16 protein-coding genes are annotated in these 15948 nt (G+C 71.9%); 10 read left to right on the forward strand and 6 right to left on the reverse strand.

Annotated features, from left to right (window positions below; genetic code table 11):
- Positions 1 to 284 precede the first annotated feature (284 nt).
- The 4 genes from ABTY98_RS33600 to ABTY98_RS33615 all read left to right on the forward strand — a co-directional run bounded on the left by ABTY98_RS33600 (position 285) and on the right by ABTY98_RS33615 (position 2816).
- The gene (locus ABTY98_RS33600; RefSeq protein WP_352224857.1) at positions 285 to 1256 is read left to right on the forward strand and encodes an alpha/beta hydrolase; all 972 of its coding nucleotides are present in this window, start codon (positions 285 to 287) and stop codon (positions 1254 to 1256) included.
- Between the two features lie 13 nt (positions 1257 to 1269).
- Positions 1270 to 1551: a hypothetical protein gene (locus tag ABTY98_RS33605; RefSeq protein WP_352224858.1), complete on the forward strand. Its 282-nt coding sequence runs from the start codon at positions 1270 to 1272 to the stop codon at positions 1549 to 1551.
- Entirely contained in the window at positions 1548 to 2273 is a 726-nt protein-coding gene (locus ABTY98_RS33610; RefSeq protein WP_352224859.1) for an alpha/beta fold hydrolase, read from the forward strand. The genes ABTY98_RS33605 and ABTY98_RS33610 overlap by 4 nt, the downstream gene beginning before the upstream one ends.
- A 105-nt stretch (positions 2274 to 2378) precedes the next feature.
- Entirely contained in the window at positions 2379 to 2816 is a 438-nt protein-coding gene (locus tag ABTY98_RS33615) for a glutaredoxin domain-containing protein (protein ID WP_352224860.1), read from the forward strand.
- 14 nt (positions 2817 to 2830) lie between these two features.
- Here the strand turns inward: ABTY98_RS33615 and ABTY98_RS33620 are convergent, their stop codons facing one another.
- Complete coding sequence (locus tag ABTY98_RS33620) at positions 2831 to 3373, reverse strand: GNAT family N-acetyltransferase (protein WP_352224861.1); 543 nt, start codon at positions 3371 to 3373, stop codon at positions 2831 to 2833.
- Between the two features lie 163 nt (positions 3374 to 3536).
- Here ABTY98_RS33620 and ABTY98_RS33625 point away from each other — a divergent pair, with 163 nt between their 5' ends.
- Positions 3537 to 4214, forward strand: coding sequence for a hypothetical protein (locus ABTY98_RS33625; RefSeq protein WP_352224862.1), 678 nt, complete (start codon positions 3537 to 3539; stop codon positions 4212 to 4214).
- A gap of 118 nt (positions 4215 to 4332) precedes the next feature.
- A complete protein-coding gene (locus ABTY98_RS33630) occupies positions 4333 to 4908 on the forward strand; it encodes a sigma-70 family RNA polymerase sigma factor (RefSeq protein ID WP_352224863.1) in 576 nt (191 codons plus the stop codon).
- Here the strand turns inward: ABTY98_RS33630 and meaB are convergent.
- The 4 genes from meaB to ABTY98_RS33650 form a co-directional block, all read right to left on the reverse strand.
- Positions 4896 to 5882 carry a methylmalonyl Co-A mutase-associated GTPase MeaB gene (gene meaB / locus ABTY98_RS33635; protein ID WP_352224864.1) on the reverse strand — a complete coding sequence of 329 codons (987 nt, stop codon included), beginning with the start codon at positions 5880 to 5882 and terminating at the stop codon, positions 4896 to 4898. The two genes, ABTY98_RS33630 and meaB, sit on opposite strands and share 13 nt — an antisense overlap.
- Positions 5879 to 8053 carry a methylmalonyl-CoA mutase gene (gene scpA, locus ABTY98_RS33640; RefSeq protein ID WP_352224865.1) on the reverse strand — a complete coding sequence of 725 codons (2175 nt, stop codon included), beginning with the start codon at positions 8051 to 8053 and terminating at the stop codon, positions 5879 to 5881. The genes meaB and scpA overlap by 4 nt, the downstream gene beginning before the upstream one ends.
- Complete coding sequence (locus tag ABTY98_RS33645) at positions 8053 to 9858, reverse strand: methylmalonyl-CoA mutase family protein (protein ID WP_352224866.1); 1806 nt, start codon at positions 9856 to 9858, stop codon at positions 8053 to 8055. The genes scpA and ABTY98_RS33645 overlap by 1 nt, the downstream gene beginning before the upstream one ends.
- A 113-nt stretch (positions 9859 to 9971) precedes the next feature.
- On the reverse strand, positions 9972 to 10469 hold the full coding sequence (locus ABTY98_RS33650) for a MarR family winged helix-turn-helix transcriptional regulator (protein WP_352224867.1): 498 nt from the start codon (positions 10467 to 10469) through the stop codon (positions 9972 to 9974).
- Positions 10470 to 10571: 102 nt separating this feature from the next.
- Between ABTY98_RS33650 and ABTY98_RS33655 the strand changes: the two genes are divergently transcribed.
- The gene (locus tag ABTY98_RS33655; protein WP_352224868.1) at positions 10572 to 11087 is read left to right on the forward strand and encodes a YceI family protein; all 516 of its coding nucleotides are present in this window, start codon (positions 10572 to 10574) and stop codon (positions 11085 to 11087) included.
- A 38-nt stretch (positions 11088 to 11125) separates the two neighbouring features.
- On the opposite strand, the gene ABTY98_RS33660 is transcribed toward ABTY98_RS33655, so the two are convergent.
- Positions 11126 to 12832, reverse strand: a complete 1707-nt coding sequence (locus ABTY98_RS33660; protein ID WP_352224896.1) for a hypothetical protein — start codon at positions 12830 to 12832, stop codon at positions 11126 to 11128.
- A gap of 292 nt (positions 12833 to 13124) precedes the next feature.
- Here ABTY98_RS33660 and ABTY98_RS33665 point away from each other — a divergent pair, with 292 nt between their 5' ends.
- The 3 genes from ABTY98_RS33665 to ABTY98_RS33675 all read left to right on the forward strand — a co-directional run bounded on the left by ABTY98_RS33665 (position 13125) and on the right by ABTY98_RS33675 (position 15844).
- Entirely contained in the window at positions 13125 to 13514 is a 390-nt protein-coding gene (locus ABTY98_RS33665; protein ID WP_352224869.1) for a cell division protein SepF, read from the forward strand.
- 813 nt (positions 13515 to 14327) lie between these two features.
- The gene (locus ABTY98_RS33670) at positions 14328 to 15515 is read left to right on the forward strand and encodes an AAA family ATPase (RefSeq protein WP_502994420.1); all 1188 of its coding nucleotides are present in this window, start codon (positions 14328 to 14330) and stop codon (positions 15513 to 15515) included.
- Positions 15512 to 15844, forward strand: a complete 333-nt coding sequence (locus ABTY98_RS33675; RefSeq protein WP_352224871.1) for a nucleotide pyrophosphohydrolase — start codon at positions 15512 to 15514, stop codon at positions 15842 to 15844. Before ABTY98_RS33670 ends, ABTY98_RS33675 begins: the two co-directional genes overlap by 4 nt.
- Positions 15845 to 15948 lie beyond the last annotated feature (104 nt).

Raw genomic sequence — 15948 nt, forward strand, 5'->3', positions numbered from 1 at the left:
CAGGTCCTTGTCGTCGCCGACGACCGTGATAAAGCGTCTCGGACGGCGATCGCCCCGGCAGAGGCGAACCGGGCAGCCGAGCCGTCACGCCAGGTCCGCTCCCCACTGCGCTGTGTCCCCCTCCGTGCACACGCACCCGCCCCGCAGCGCACCGCGCCGGAGCGTGCGCTGCGGGGCCGCCGGAAGTGCGCTCGGGGGCAACTGCCCAGCGCGCCGGGCTCCTACGGTGAGGCGTGACGGCGCCGGAACGACCGGTGTGCCCCACGCAATCCCAGGAGACTCGCATGTCCGAAGCCTTCACGCCCGTCAAGCCGGTGCTCGAACCCGCCGCCCAGGCCTTCGTCGAGGCCACCGCCAACCCGCCCTACCTCTTCGACCTCGCCCCGGCGGAGGGCCGCAAGGCCGTCGACGAGGTGCAGTCCGGGGAGACCGCCAAGCCTGCGGTGGACGAGGAGTGGATCACCGTCTCGGGCGGCCCCACCGGCACCGTCCGTGCCCGCATCGTGAAGCCCGCCGGTGCCACCGGCACCCTGCCGGTGATCATCTACATCCACGGCGCCGGCTGGGTCTTCGGCAACGCCCACACCCACGACCGCCTGGTCCGCGAGCTGGCCGTCGGCGCCAACGCCGCCGTCGTCTTCCCCGAGTACGACCTCTCGCCCGAGGTGCGCTACCCGGTCGCCATCGAGCAGAACTGGACCGTCGCCAAGTGGGTCGTCGAGCAGGGCGCGACCAAGGACCTGGACGGCACCCGGATCGCGGTGGCCGGCGACTCGGTCGGCGGCAACATGACGGCCGCGCTGACCCTGATGGCCAAGGAGCGCGGCGGCCTCCCGCTGCTCCAGCAGGTCCTCTTCTACCCGGTCACCGACGCGAACTTCGACACGCCGTCGTACCACCAGTTCGCCGAGGGCTACTTCCTGCGCCGCGACGGCATGTTCTGGTTCTGGGACCAGTACACGACCGACGAGGCCGAGCGCGCCCAGATCACCGCGTCCCCGCTGCGCGCCACCCTTGAGCAGCTCAAGGACCTGCCCCCGGCCCTGGTCATCACCGGTGAGGCCGACGTGCTGCGCGACGAGGGCGAGGCATACGCCAACAAGCTCCGCGAGGCCGGCGTCCCCGTCACGGCGGTCCGCTTCCAGGGCATCATCCACGACTTCGTGATGCTCAACGCCCTGCGCGAGACGCACGCCGCCGAGGCCGCCATCTCGATGGCCGTACGCACCCTGCACACGGCCCTCCACACCGCCTGATCCGGTGACCGGCGTGACCACCGGCGAGCCGTCCGAGCACGACGGCCACCCGCACCTCAGGCACCTCAAGGAACAGCTGACCGAGCACCACCGCCAGGCCCGGGCCGAGCACGAGGATGCCGAGCTGGAGGAGGCGATCGACACCGCCGCCTTCGACCTGGGCGCCGACATCGCGCACCCCGCCGCCGGCCACACGGCGAGCGGATACGACGTCGACACGGACATCGGCGTCGACCCGCACCAGCCGGCCGGCCGGACCTCGGACAGCAGACAAGCAGACAAGGAACTCCCATGACCGACGCCACACCCACCGTCGTCCTGGTGCACGGCGCCTTCGCGGACGCGTCGAGCTTCGCCCGGGTCATCCCCGAACTGCTCGCCGACGGGCTGAAGGTGCTCGCCCCGGCCGTGCCCAACCGCAGCCTGACCGGCGACGCCGCCTACATCGCCTCGGTCGTCCGCGCCATACCCGGCCCGGTCGTCCTGGTGGGGCACTCCTACGGCGGTGCGGTGATCACCGTCGCGGGCGCCGAGGACAACGTGAAGGCCCTCGTCTACCTGGCCGGTTACGCCCTGGAGGAGGGCGAGAGCCTCGGCGAGCTGCAGGGCCGGTTCCCCGACTCCGAGCTGGCCTCCGCCCTGGTGTACACGCCGTTCCCGGTCGAGGGCTCGGACGAGCACGGCACCGATGTCACCGTCGAGATCGACAGGTTCCCCGCGATCTTCGCCGCCGACGTCGACCCGGACCTGGCCAGGGTGCTCGCCGTCTCCCAGCGGCCCCTGGCCGGCGCGGCCTTCGCCGAGGCGGCCCCGGTCGCGGCCTGGAAGACCAAGCCGTCCTGGGGCCTGGTGTCCTCCTCGGACCACACCATCAACCCCGACGTCGAGCGCTACGGCTACGAGCGCGCCGGCATGACCACGGTCGAGGTCGACTCGTCCCACCTGGTCATGCTCGCCCACCCCGACAAGGTCGCCGACCTGATCCGCGAGGCGGTCAAGAACCTCGCCGCGGAGTAACCCCGCGAGGGCGATGCAGAACGGGCCGCGCACCGGTGCCGACCGTGCGCGGCCCTCGCCGTCGTGACCCAGGAGCGGTTCGAGTCATCGATAGTCTGCGTCACCATGACGCGCGCCTGGACCTCGCCGATGCTGTTCGTGCTCTGTGGATCAGCCGTTGCGACCGGCCTGCTCCTGCGGGGGAGCCCGGCCGCTGCCGCGGCGCTCCTGCTGGTGTTCGTGCTGCTCGCAGGCGTGAACTCACCGCTGGTGTTCCCGCGGTCGATCAGTGCGCCGGAGGCACAACGCCGCAGCGCGGCCGACGGCCGACCGGTCGTCTTCTGGAGGCCGGGCTGCCCGTACTGCATGCGGCTGCGCTTCAGGCTGGGCCGCAGCGCCCGTCAACTGCACTGGGTCGACATCTGGCGTGACCCGGCGGGAGCGGCAGCGGTGCGGGCGGTCAACGACGGGAACGAGACCGTGCCGACTGTCTTCGTGGCAGGGCGGCCGCACACCAACCCGGATCCCGAATGGGTGCGCGAACAGCTGCCTCCTTCGGCGTGAAGGACAAGCCGAACCTAGCCCTCCGAGGCCGGCTTCCAGTCCCGGGCGAGGAGGCCGAGGAGTACTTCGTCCAGGAACTCGCCCATCACCCAGGCCGCGGAGCGCAGTACGCCCTCGCGGACGAAGCCGTTGCGCTCGGCGGAGCGCAGCATCGCGGTGTTGTCCGCCAGTGTCTCGATCTGCAGCCGCTGCAGGCCGCGTACGACGAAACCGTAGTGGCACAGCACGGCGACCACGTCGGTGCCGTAGCCCTTGCCGCGGGCGGACGGCCGCAGCCCCAGACCGAGATGCGCGGACCGGTTGTGGGTGTCGATGCCCCACAGGACCGCGGAGCCGACCAGCGTGCCGCCGTCCAGCTCCACCACGGAGAACGGGACGTGCCCTTGCTCCTTGTCGTCCACCACGAACCGCGATTCCTTCGAGCCGGGCGTGATCGGCCGCCATGGCCGGCCCTGGGCCCGCGAGTGGGTGACCACGTCGTCGTGGAGTTCGGCCTGCAGGACCGGGACGTCCTCCTCGTGCCGGGCCCTGAGCCCGACCTTGCTGCCGCTGAGCATGCGAGCTTCCTATCCGAGCGGGCCGGCCGGCGGCAAACGAATAAGAAGCGCGGGGCGCCGCCGACTGTGCGGGTGCTCACCGCGCCTGTGAGTTGAGCACGCCTCCTGTGGATCGCGGTGCGTCTCCCTGCTGAGCCGGCGCCGGCTGCCAGGATGAGGCGCCATGACGGCAGGGTGGTGTGCGCGCACGTTACGGGCCGCGGTGTTCGCGGTCGTCTGTGTGCTGCTCGCCGCCCTGGGCCACGTCATGATGTCCGGCGGCCCGGTGCCCGGCTGGGCGCTGGCCGCGGGCCTGGTGGCCACCGGCGCCCTGGGCTTGGCCCTGGCCGGACGTGAACGCGGGCTGCCGCTGGTCGTGTCCGCCGCGGTCGGCGCCCAGACGGCACTGCACAGCGGCTTCTCCACGGCCCAGGCATGGACGTCCCAGAAGGACGCCATGGCCTCCATGCACATGGCTCCCATGCACATGGCCTCCATGAGCATGGACATGGCCGGCGACATGGCAGGCATGCACATGGGCCCCACCCACCTGGCTCCCCTCGCATACCTCGGCTTCGGCACCGGCGGCACGGCCTCCACCGGCATGTTCGCCGCCCACCTCCTCGCCGCACTGCTGTGCGGACTGTGGCTCGGCCACGGCGAACGGGCCGCCTTCCGCATCCTGCGGGCTGTCGCCGGTCGCCTCACCGCACCCCTGCGGCTACTGCTCGCTCTGCCCGCCACACCCGAGCGCCCGCGCCCCCACCCGCTCCGCCGCCGCTCGGACCGGGCGCCGAGGCTGCTGCTCCTCGTCCACGCGATCACTTCCCGGGGTCCGCCCGTGCGGACGGCTGTGGCCTGACGACAGCCGGTGTTCCGGGCCGCCCATGCGCGCCCCGGACGAACACGGCGGCCGTACGCCCGTGCACGCACCGCAGGGCCGGCCGTCTCCCCTCTCACCTTTCTCACAAGGACACCGAGTGATCACTTCCGTGCTGCCCGCACGCCCTGCGCCGGACGAGAAACGCGACGAGTCGATCACGGCCTGGGCGCTCGCGGCCCGGTCCGGTGACACGGTCGCCGTGGACAGGTTCGTACGGGCCCTCCACCGCGACGTACTGCGGTACGTCGCCCATCTGTGCGCCGACCCGCAGGCCGTCGACGACCTCGCCCAGGACACGTTCCTGCGTGCGCTGGGCAGCCTGCACCGCTTCGAGGGCCGCTGTTCGGCCCGGTCCTGGCTGCTGTCGATCGCCCGCCGGGCGGTCGTGGACAGTCACCGGTACGCCGCCGCCCGGCCGCGACCGGCGGACGTCCCCGACTGGCAACTCGCCGTCGAGCGGGCCCAGCCGTGCGGGCTGCCCGGCTTCGACGACGGGGTCGCGCTGCTTGACCTGCTGGCGGCGCTGCCCGACGAGCGGCGGGAGGCGTTCGTCCTCACCCAGCTGGTCGGGCTGCCGTACGCGGAGGCCGCGGAGGTCAGCGACTGCCCCGTGGGCACGGTCCGCTCCCGGGTGGCCCGGGCCCGCGAGGCGCTCCAGGGTCAGTTGTCCTGAGGCCCCTCGAAGGCCTTCAGGATGCGCTCGGCGGCCAGCGTCGCCGTCAATGTGCCGTCCCTGACCTGTCGTTCGAGGCCGGGGGCGGCCGCGCGCACCGCCGGATGGGCGGACAGCCGGCCGAGCAGCTCGTCCCGCACCATCGACCAGGTCCAGCCGACCTGCTGCTCACGGCGTTTGTCCGCGAGCCGCCCCGTCGAGTCCAGCAGCGCCCGGTGCTGCTCGAGGCGCTCCCAGACCAGCTCGAGCCCGGTCGACTCCCGCGCGCTGCAGCTCAGCACCGGCGGCGTCCAGAAGGCGTCCTTGCCGTGCATCAGGCGCAGCGCGCCCGCCAACTCCCGTGCCGCGGACCGTGCGTCACGCTCGTGCGGGCCGTCCGCCTTGTTGACGGCGATGACGTCGGCCAGCTCCAGGACGCCCTTCTTGATGCCCTGGAGCTGATCGCCGGTGCGGGCCAGGCTGAGCAGCAGGAAGGAGTCGACCATGTCGGCGACCGCCGTCTCGGACTGCCCGACGCCGACGGTCTCGACCAGGATCACGTCGTACCCGGCGGCCTCCATGACCACCATCGACTCCCGGGTCGCCTTCGTGACCCCGCCGAGGGTGCCCGCGCTGGGGGAGGGGCGGACGAAGGCGCTCGGGTCGACCGACAGCCGCTCCATCCGCGTCTTGTCGCCGAGGATCGAGCCGCCGGTCCGGGTGGACGACGGGTCCACGGCGAGGACGGCCACCCGATGACCGAGCCCCGTCAGCAGCGTGCCGAACGCGTCGATGAACGTCGACTTGCCCACGCCCGGCACCCCGCTGATGCCGATCCGCCGCGCCCGGCCGCTGTGCGGAAGCAGCTCGGTAAGCAGCTCCTGCGCCAGCGCCCGGTGTTGTGGCCGGGTGGACTCGACGAGGGTGATCGCGCGGGCGATGACCGCGCGCCTCCCGTCGAGCACACCCTTCACATAGGCGTCGACATCGATCACAGGTCGTGCCCGAGTTCCGCCGACAGCCGCTCGACCAGGTCGTAGGCCGCGTCCGGGATCACCGTCCCGGGCGGGAACACGGCCGTGGCGCCCATCTCCAGGAGGGTCGGCACGTCCTGCGGCGGGATGACACCGCCGACCACGATCATGATGTCCGCCCGGCCCTCCTCGGCGAGCTTCTCGCGCAGCGCCGGTACGAGGGTGAGGTGACCGGCCGCCAGCGAGGACACGCCGACCACGTGGACGTCCGCCTCGACCGCCTGGCGGGCGACCTCCTCCGGGGTCTGGAACAGCGGGCCGACGTCGACGTCGAAACCGAGGTCGGCGAAGGCGGTGGCGATCACCTTCTGGCCGCGGTCATGGCCGTCCTGGCCCATCTTCGCGACCAGGATGCGCGGCCGCCGCCCCTCGGCCTCGTCGAAGGCGTCGACCAGGGCCCGGGTGCGGTCCACGTTCGGGGACTCACCGGCTTCGTTGCGGTACACACCGGAGATGGTACGGATCTGGCTCGCGTGCCGGCCGTAGACCTTCTCCAGGGCGTCGGAGATCTCGCCCACGGTCGCCTTGGCGCGAGCCGCGTTCACGGCCAGCTCCAGCAGGTTGCCCTCGCCGTCGGCCGCCCGGGTCAGCGCGTCGAGCGCGTCCCGGCACGCCGTCTCGTCCCGCTCCGCCCGCAGCCGCCGCAGCTTCTCGATCTGCTGGGCGCGCACCGAGGAGTTGTCCACCTTGAGGACGTCGATCGCCTCGTCGGTCTCCACCCGGTACTTGTTGACGCCGATCACCGGCTGCCGCCCGGAGTCGATCCGCGCCTGCGTCCGCGCGGCCGCCTCCTCCACGCGCAGCTTCGGGATACCCGCGTCGATGGCCTGCGCCATACCGCCGGCCTGCTCGACCTCCTGGATGTGCGCCCAGGCCTTGCGGGCGAGGTCGTAGGTCAGCCGCTCCACGTAGGCGCTGCCGCCCCACGGATCGATGACCCTCGTCGTCCCCGACTCCTGCTGGATCAGCAGCTGGGTGTTGCGGGCGATACGCGCCGAGAAGTCGGTGGGCAGGGCGAGCGCCTCGTCGAGGGCGTTGGTGTGCAGCGACTGGGTGTGGCCCTGGGTCGCCGCCATCGCCTCCACGCACGTCCGCGTGACGTTGTTGAAGACGTCCTGCGCGGTCAGCGACCAGCCCGAGGTCTGCGAATGGGTGCGCAGGGAGAGGGACTTGGTGTTCTGCGGCTCGAACTGGCCGACCAGCTTCGCCCAAAGGAGCCTGGCCGCCCGCAGCTTGGCGATCTCCATGAAGAAGTTCATGCCGATCGCCCAGAAGAAGGAGAGCCGGGGCGCGAACGCGTCCACGTCCAGGCCGGCTTCGCGACCCGCCCGGATGTACTCGACGCCGTCCGCGAGCGTGTACGCCAGCTCCAGGTCGGCCGTGGCACCCGCCTCCTGGATGTGGTAGCCGGAGATGGAGATCGAGTTGTAGCGGGGCATCCGCTGCGAGGTGAAGGCGAAGATGTCGGAGATGATCCGCATCGACGGCTTCGGCGGATAGATGTAGGTGTTGCGGACCATGAACTCCTTGAGGATGTCGTTCTGGATGGTCCCGGCCAGCTTCTCGGGCGGTACGCCCTGTTCCTCCGCCGCCACGATGTACAGGGCGAGCACCGGCAGCACGGCGCCGTTCATCGTCATCGACACGGTCATCTTGTCGAGGGGGATCCCGTCGAACAGCTGGCGCATGTCGTAGATGGAGTCGATGGCCACGCCCGCCATGCCGACGTCACCGGTCACCCGCGGATGGTCGCTGTCGTAACCCCGGTGCGTGGGCAGGTCGAAGGCGACCGAGAGGCCCTTCTGCCCGGCCGCGAGGTTGCGCCGGTAGAAGGCGTTGGACTCCTCGGCCGTGGAGAAGCCCGCGTACTGGCGGATGGTCCAGGGCTGGTTGACGTACATCGTCGGGTAGGGGCCGCGCAGATACGGCGCGATGCCCGGGTACGTCCCGAGGAAGTCCAGGCCCTCCAGGTCACGGCCGGTGTAGAGCGGCTTGACCCCGATGCCCTCCGGGGTCTCCCACACCGGGGCCTCGGAGCCGGTGGCGTGCTTGACGGCCGTACGCCACTCCGCGTCACCGCCCTCGGTGACGGGGGTTCCCAGCTCGATGCCGGAGAAGTCGGGGATTCCCATCAGGACACTCCCATGCGGTCAAGGGTCTCGGACAGCACGGCCACGGCGTCACAGCCCGCGAAGACGTACGCGTCGACGCCGGCGTACTCGCCCCGGCCCGCGAGGAACACGTGACCGGCACCGGCCGCCTTCAGCGACCGGGCCGTCTCCTCGGCATGTTCGGCGTAGAGCGCGTCGCTGGAGCAGAGCACCGCCTCGGTGGCGCCGCTCTCCTCGAAGCCGCCCTCGGTGACGGTTTCGATGCCACCGGCCTGGAAGAGGTTGGCGGCGAAGCCGGCACGGGCGGTGTACGCGGCGGCCGGGCCGATCGTCGCCAGGTAGATCCGGGGGCGGGCGCCGGTCGCCGCGAGGTGCGCGTCCGAGCGGGCGCGCAGTTCCTCGTACGCCTCGTCCCGGCGCACCCGGGGGAGCCCGCCGGACGGAAGCTCGGGCGCGGGCTCGCGCACCGGCGGCTTCTCGGCCAGGTTCGGGAACTCGCTGACGCCGGTGATGGGTTCGCGGCGCTTGGCGAGCTTCTTGGAGCGCTCCGCCCAGGTCGTCGCGAGGTCGGTGCGCAGCCGGCCCGAGCGCAGCACGGCCGCCTGGCCGCCGTCCCGCTCGATGGACCGGAAGAACTCCCAGCCGGCGTGGGCGAGTTCGTCGGTGAGCCGCTCCACGTACCAGGAGCCGCCCGCCGGGTCGATCACCCGGGCCAGATGCGACTCCTCGACCAGGATCGTGGAGGTGTTGCGGGCGATTCGGCGGGCGAACGCGTCCGGCAGGCCCAGCGCGTGGTCGAACGGCAGTACGGTGACCGAGTCGGCGCCGCCGACCCCGGCCGCGAGCGTGGCGACCGTGGTGCGCAGCATGTTCACCCACGGGTCGCGGCGGCTCATCATCACCGGCGAGGTGACGGCGTGCTGCACCTGGGCGCCCGCGTCGGCCGCCCCGCTGACCTCGGCGACCCGCGCCCACAGCCGGCGCGCGGCGCGCAGCTTGGCGATCGTGAGGAACTGGTCGGCGGTCGCCGCGTACCGGAACTCCAGCTGCGCGAGGGCCTGTTCGATGCCCAGCCCGGCTTCGGTCAGCTCTCGCAGGTAGGCCACCCCGGTGGCCAGCGAGGCGCCCAGCTCCTGGCCGGCCGAGCCGCCCGCCTCGTGGTACGGCAGCGCGTCCACGGTCAGCGCGCGCACCCCCGGGAACTCCTCGGCGCACTGCTTCGCCAGCTCGGCGACGGGGGCGAAGGCCAGGGACTCACCGGTACGCGCCTCGAACCCCAGCGGGTCGGCGCCCAGATTGCCGCGTACGGCCTTGGGGTCGACGCCCTTCTCGTCGTAGAGCCGGAACAGCTCGGCGGCCGCCTCCGCCACCTCACGACCGGCGTCGAGTGCGACCGGGGCCAGGTCGAGGTAGACGCCGTCGAGGGCGCGGGCGAGGCCGGACACCGGGATACCGCCTTGGCCGACGATCAGCCAGAGCGAGGCGACGCCGTTCTCCAGATCGGCGAGGACCGCGCCGTCGTGTGCTGCCGCGTGCCGCTGCCTTATGTCCCAGCCGCCCGCGGTGCCGACCTCGGGCCGTCCGCCGCGCACATACGGCGCGAAGCCGGGCAGGCCGGGGTCGGGCGCCGTGTCGCGCGCGGTGTAGAGGGGACGGGTGCGCAGCCCGTCCTCCAGCGTCGTGGACAGAGCGTCCTCAGCGGCCTCGCCCGAGACTTCCCTGCCCGACTTGCGCAGCACACCCTCCACGAGGCGTTGCCACTGCTCGTGTGTCGCGTCAGGGAACTCGGCGGCCAGTGAGAGCCCGTCGTCAGGCAGGACCGTCATGCTCGGATGCTAGGGCAGAGCGCCAAAAGTGCACGGGTGACGGGGCTGTGACCTTGCCCTCTCCGTGGTTGTGACCTGAGCCTCTCCCGGGGGAAGTGACCGGATTCGTGCGGTCAGTGCGTGCCGTCGGGGAGCTTCGGCACGAGCGCGCACAGGGCCTCGCGCTGTTCCGGTCCGATAACGTGGGCGAACGCCTGCCCGACCGTCTCGGCGAGGGTGGCGGAGGCGTCACCGAGGAGGCCGCGGGCCTTGTCGGTGAGTGCCACCTCGACGCCCCGCTTGTCACCGCAGACGGCCTTGCGGGTGACCAGGCCGGCGTGCTGGAGGCAGGCGATCTGGTAGGTGAGGCGGGTCTTGGGGCGGCCCAGCAGCTCGGCGATCCGGGTCATGCGCAGGCCCTCGCTCGGTTGCTCGGCCAGCAGACACAGGATCAGGAACTCGTCGTGGGAGACGTCCAGCGTCTCCTTCACGACCGACCGCAGCCGCTGCTCCACCGCCCCCGTCGCGGCCAGCAGCAGCATCCAGGCGCGCAGTTCGCCGGGGAGCAGTCCGCCGCCTGTGACGGACGGGCATTGGGGCAGCTCGGCGGGGTCTTCCTGGGAGGCCGTCATGGCATCGAGTCTACCTGTTGTCCAAATTTGAATAGTGGGCTAGCGTGACGGTCATCCAAATTTGGACCAATACTCGGACCACTACTCGATGGGAGTACGGCCATGACCGTCACCGTGGAAACCGGCCTCTGGCAGCTCGACCCGACCGCCTCCACCGTCGCCGTACGGCACAAGTCCGTCTGGGGCCTGCTGACCGTCAAGGGCACCTTCACGGGCGTCACCGGCCGGGGCGAGGTCGCCGCCGACGGCACCGCCACGGGCACGCTGGCGATAGACGCGGCCTCCCTGGACACCAAGAACAAGAAGCGGGACGACCATCTCCGCTCGGCCGACTTCTTCGACGCCGCCAACCACCCGGAGATCACCTTCGCGGTGCGCGGTGCCGAGCGGCGCGCGGGTGACGTGGTGCACGTCGACGGTCAGCTGACCGTCCGGGGCGTCAGCAGGCCGCAGCAGGTCACCGCGACGCTGGTCTCGGCCGACGCCGACGGACTGACGCTTCAGGCCGAGTTCACGGTAGTGCGCGAGGAGTTCGGGGTCACCCTCAACCAGATGCGCATGATGGGCGGGCCGACCACGGTGGCCGCCACCCTCCGCTTCACGCGTGTGACTGCCTGACCGACTCTCCTGTGATCTGCGGGGTTTCGCGTGACCGGCTATCCGGCCGTCCTGCGCAGCTTGACGTCCTTGCTGGACAAGGTCTGCGGATCCGCCGTGAAGGCGCGCAGCCGGATCCGGGTGCTCGGTTTGGTGGGGATGCCGAACCGGCCGTTCGGCGGCTGGAGTTCCACACTCGCCGTGCCGTGCGGGGGAATCGTCGCCGGACCCCGCACCAGCAGCCAGTACTTGCTCATGCCCTGGCCGGTGGTGAGGGTGTAGTGCGGGGTGAGCGGGACGCTGCCCGTGTTGACCACCTTCAGCGTCATCGCCCGGACCACAGCTGCCGACTGCTTGGCCCGGCGCAGGGTGGTGATCTCCATCCGCAGTGGTGGCCTGCCGGACACCGCGAGGCCGGCGCTCACCAGCGCCGGCACGAACAGCAGGACGACCGTCGCGACCAGGACGGGTCGGCGGCGGGGCCCGGTCAGGAAGGCCGGGCGCGGCTGCCAGGCGTGCCCGAACTCCGACAGGGGTGCGGTGACGGCCGCCGCCAGCCACAGCGGGGTCATCAGCAGGTAGTAGCCGTCCTGCGAGCGGGTCGCCAGGAAGAAGGCGAGCCAGGGCAGCACGGTCGCGGCCGGGCCGAGGCGCCGTACGAACATCACGAACAGAGCGAGCAGGGCCGCCGCGAGCAGCATGCTCGCGTGCGAGTACCAGTCGATGCGGTCACTGCCGTTCGTGAAGTACAGCGTGACGTCCACCAGGCCCTGGCCGTGCACCACGGCGCCCTGGGTCAGCGGCAGCGCGATCCCGCCCAGCCAGCGGCCGGGCTCGGACACGATGAAGTACATGTTGATCAGCAACCAGACCGTGACGGCGACGCCGACGGTCCGCAGCACCACCAGAGCGGCGGCCCGGCCGCCCAGCTCCCCGCGCCGCACCGCGTAGATCCCGGCCAGCAGGAACGGCGTGACGAACCACGGCAGCTGCTGCGCCGCACACGCGGCGCCCAGGCACGCCGCCCGGGCGACCCCCGCCGCGCCCAGCCGGCCGCCCGCGCCGATCCGCGGCCAGCGCACCACCACCGGGATCAGCAGGGCCAGCCCGATGATCGCCGGATAGCCGACCCGGGCGTACGTCGGCAGGAAACCGAAGCCCAGACACGCCAGCGTCGCCGCCGACCGCCACGGCAGCGGGAGCATCCGCCACAGCGTGATCGTGCCGGCGATCAGCGCGCCCGTGCACACCGCCGTCGCCGGGGCGCCGGAGTGGCCCAGCCACAGCAGCGGGACGGTGAGCAGCGGGGCCAGTGGGGGATAGCCGTACGTGTAGTCGTAGCCGCCACCTATCGTCGGCGTGAGGGCGATGCCCGTGCCGTGGAACAGCCAGGGCCAGGGCTGCCCGTAGACGGTGTGCCCCGCGACGAGTTCCTTGGCGGCCTGGGTGGTGAGGACGCCCTCGTCGCCGCCGTTGTGGTTCAGTGCCCAGGCGCACAGGGCGAGGGTGACCGCCGTGACCAGGACCAGCAGGTCGAGGCGGGCCAGCGACCGGGTCCTGCGCACCGTCAGCGTCAGTACGCCGGTCACCAGGATCGAGACGTAGCAGACCGAGATCAGGGCCGCCATGGCCAGGTGGTGCGTCGCCGCCTGCGCCCAGATCGAGCGGGTGCCGATGAACAGACCGATGTCGGAGAGGAGGGTCAGGACGCGGTGCCACGGCGCCGGGGCCCCGAGGTCTGTGAGGTCTCCCGGAGCGGCGGACACCGCCGACAGCGTCCGCCGGCCGGGTGTCACCTGTTGTGTTTCTGCCAAGTGCACGCACCGGACGGTAATCGCGGGCGGTGAGCGGGGCATGGCTGGAGGAGAAGAGTCCGGTGTGAGGGGGGTAAGAAGCCCCTAATGCGCGGCAATCGCTTGAATAGTGACAAGATCACTCTTTCTCCGCATGGGTGCCCACACGCGTTCGCGCCTCGTGTCGCTGTTGGGCCGAACGGGTGACTTGGCGTAAGAATTGGCTGGTGCAGGCATCGAACGCGAGTCAGGTCAGGGGGAGCCGGTGAGCCGTTACGACGTCACCGATGAACAGTGGGAGGGGCTCGCCCAGGTCGTGCCGCTGCGGGGCCGTGACGCCTGGCCGTCGGCCGTGAGCCACCGGTCGCTGCCGGACGCGGAGACCGAGACGCGGCGCCGTTTCGTCGTGCTGCGGGTGAATGTCTTCGCCGACGCGCGTGAGGTCGCCGAGACGCTGATGGCGGGTGTACCGGTGCTGCTCGACCTGACCGGTGCGGAGACGGAGGTCGCCAAGCGCGTCCTCGACTTCAGCACGGGCGTCGTCTTCGGCCTGGCCAGTGCGATGCACCGGGTGGACCGCAACGTCTTCCTCCTCACCCCGCCCGGCACGGAGGTCAGCGGGCTGATGGAGGGGGCGGGGGTCTCGGGCGGCTGAGGGGAGCACGGTCTCCGGCTCGGCCTTCGGGGCGTCGGTCATGGGGTGGCTGCGCGCTCGTCCCCCGATCGTAGGAAGGTCCTGACGGCGGAACGGTTCACCGGTCGGCCGGAGCCCTACTGTCCGCATATGCCCGTCCCCTCTGCCTCACCCGCGTCCCACCACTCTCCGCCCACCGGTTCCGCCCCGGACGACACGCCGACGTCACCCGAAGCCGCGCCGCTGTCGGCGATGTCGAGTGCCTCGACGGGCCCTGACGGCCTCCCGCCCAAACGCCCCCACGGGTCGCGCCCCGCTACCCCCACGGAACCGCGAGAGACCGTGCCCCGCGCCCGCACCGCACCACCGACCGCGGAGCCCGCCGGTCCACCCGCCGCGGCATCGGCCACGCGGTCCGCGTCCGGCGATGCGGCTGCCCCGGTGCCGACCGCGCCCTCGGAGACCGGTTCCGCCGGTCGGCCCGCCACCGCGTCGGCTCCGCGCGCGGCGACACGTGCCGGCGGTCCGGCTGCTCGCTCGTCGGCCGACCTCTCGACCGCCGGTCGGGCCGGTTCTGGCGATCCGTCCGCCGTTGCGTCGGCTTGGCGTGCGGCGGCATGTCCGGGTGGTTTGTCTGGTTCCGTGTCGGTTGTGGGTTCGGGTGCGGGTTCTGCTGGTGCGTCGTCTGCGGTGTCGGGTTCGCGTGCGGCGGTAGGTGCCGGTGGTTTGTCTGGCTCGGTGTCGGTTGTGGGTTCGGGTGCGGGTTCTGCTGGTGGGTCCTCCGCGGTGTCGGGTTCGCGTGCGGCGGTACGGGCCAACGGTCCGTCCGGCCCCGTGTCGGTCGCCCGCCCGGGCGGTGCCTCCGCTGGCCCTGCCGTCCCCTCCGCCCCCGTGGCCACCCCCCGGCGCGACCCCCGCCCCCGGGTCACCGAGCTTCGGCTCTCCGCCTTCGCTCGGCATCGGGGGGCGAGTTTTTCGCTTGGGCGGGTCACTCTTTTCGCCGGGCCCAGTGGGAGTGGGAAGTCCGCTGTGCTCGCGGCCTATGAGGCGCTGGCACGGCTGGGGGGCGGGGCCCCGCTCGCGGAGGTGTTTCCCGATCCTGTCGCACTGGTGCCGGAACGGGCGCGGCCCGATGCGCAACGGCGGCGGGGGTTCCGGATCGGCTGTACCGCCGACGGCCCCGAAGGGCCCGTACGGCTCGATGTCGCCGTGCAGGCCGAGCCCGAACTCCGTATCGTCGGCGAGCGGTTGACCGCCGGCGGCCTCGTGCTGCTGGAGACGGCCCTGCGCGACCCCGGGCGGCGGTCCGTACAGGCCGCCTGGCACACGGCGGGCAGTTCCCCGGTGACCAGGGCCCCGCTGCCCGACGACCGGCTCGGCACCGCCCTGCTGCCCCTGCGCGTCGCCGGAAAGACCGACGGCCAGCGCCAGGTCCTCGCCGCCGCCGAGCAGATGGTCGTCGCCCTGCGGTCGGTGTTCGCCTGTGATCCGCGGCCCGAGGGCATGCGCACCCCGGTCCTCGTCGGCTCCGGTCGGCTGCTGCGAGGCTGCGACAACCTCGCCGACGTCCTCTGGCGCACCCGCTCCGAATGCGGCCGCCGGCACGGACTGCTCGTCGACGCGGTGCGCACCGGCTGCGCCGGCCCCGTGACCGACCTGCTCGCCGAGCCGCTCGGCGACGGCACGGTACGGGCGCTGCTCGACCGCGGCGACGGCCACCGCTCGGAGCTGGCACGGCTCGGTGACGGCGAGCTGCGCTACCTCGCCCTCGCCCTGGTCCTCTTCACCGGCCCCGGCGTCCTGGAGGTCGACACACCCGGCGAGGTCCCCGACGCGATGCGCAGCCTCACCGTCCTCGCCGACGGCTTCGACCGCTGCCTCGACCCCCGCCAGCGCACCGAACTCCTGCGCACGGCCGTCCTGATGGGCGAGCGCGGCCACATCCGCTTCGTCGGCGCGGTGAGCGACGCGACCTGGGCCGTCGGAGCGGGGGCGATCACAGTGGTACATCTGGACGCGTGACCGACGAAGAACCCCTCGACGTGGCGAAGCTCCAGCGCCGGCTGGCCGAGTTCGCCGCCGCCCGCGACTGGCAGCAGTACCACACGCCCAAGAACCTGGTGGCCGCCCTCAGCGTGGAGGCATCCGAACTGGTCGAGATCTTCCAGTGGTTGACCCCGGAGGAGTCCTCCCGCGTGATGGACGACCCCGACACCGCCCACAAGGTCACTGACGAGGTCGCCGACGTCCTGTCCTATCTGCTCCAGCTCTGTGGAGTCCTCGACATCGACCCGCTGGCCGCACTGGACGCCAAGATCGCGCGCAACGAGAAGCGGTTCCCGCGCCCCTGACGGAGGGTCACGGCGGAAGTGCGGTACTCCGGAATAACGCTCGGTAGCCAAAACCCCGCCCGAATCCGAATTGTTGTCCACAGATTTCCCTCTTCCTCTGGCTC

Origin of the sequence: Streptomyces sp. NPDC096040 (assembly GCF_040303265.1) — a bacterium.
GTDB lineage: Bacteria > Actinomycetota > Actinomycetes > Streptomycetales > Streptomycetaceae > Streptomyces.

Excerpts from the sequence above, each read along its gene's own strand:
- ABTY98_RS33625 (WP_352224862.1), top strand. The coding sequence starts at position 3,537 with ATGACGGCAGGGTGGTGTGCGCGCACGTTACGGGCCGCGGTGTTCGCG.
- ABTY98_RS33650 (WP_352224867.1), bottom strand. The coding sequence starts at position 10,469 with ATGACGGCCTCCCAGGAAGACCCCGCCGAGCTGCCCCAATGCCCGTCC.
- ABTY98_RS33600 (WP_352224857.1), top strand. The coding sequence starts at position 285 with ATGTCCGAAGCCTTCACGCCCGTCAAGCCGGTGCTCGAACCCGCCGCC.
- ABTY98_RS33615 (WP_352224860.1), top strand. The coding sequence starts at position 2,379 with ATGACGCGCGCCTGGACCTCGCCGATGCTGTTCGTGCTCTGTGGATCA.
- ABTY98_RS33610 (WP_352224859.1), top strand. The coding sequence starts at position 1,548 with ATGACCGACGCCACACCCACCGTCGTCCTGGTGCACGGCGCCTTCGCG.
- ABTY98_RS33620 (WP_352224861.1), bottom strand. The coding sequence starts at position 3,373 with ATGCTCAGCGGCAGCAAGGTCGGGCTCAGGGCCCGGCACGAGGAGGAC.
- ABTY98_RS33645 (WP_352224866.1), bottom strand. The coding sequence starts at position 9,858 with ATGACGGTCCTGCCTGACGACGGGCTCTCACTGGCCGCCGAGTTCCCT.
- ABTY98_RS33655 (WP_352224868.1), top strand. The coding sequence starts at position 10,572 with ATGACCGTCACCGTGGAAACCGGCCTCTGGCAGCTCGACCCGACCGCC.
- scpA (WP_352224865.1), bottom strand. The coding sequence starts at position 8,053 with ATGGGAATCCCCGACTTCTCCGGCATCGAGCTGGGAACCCCCGTCACC.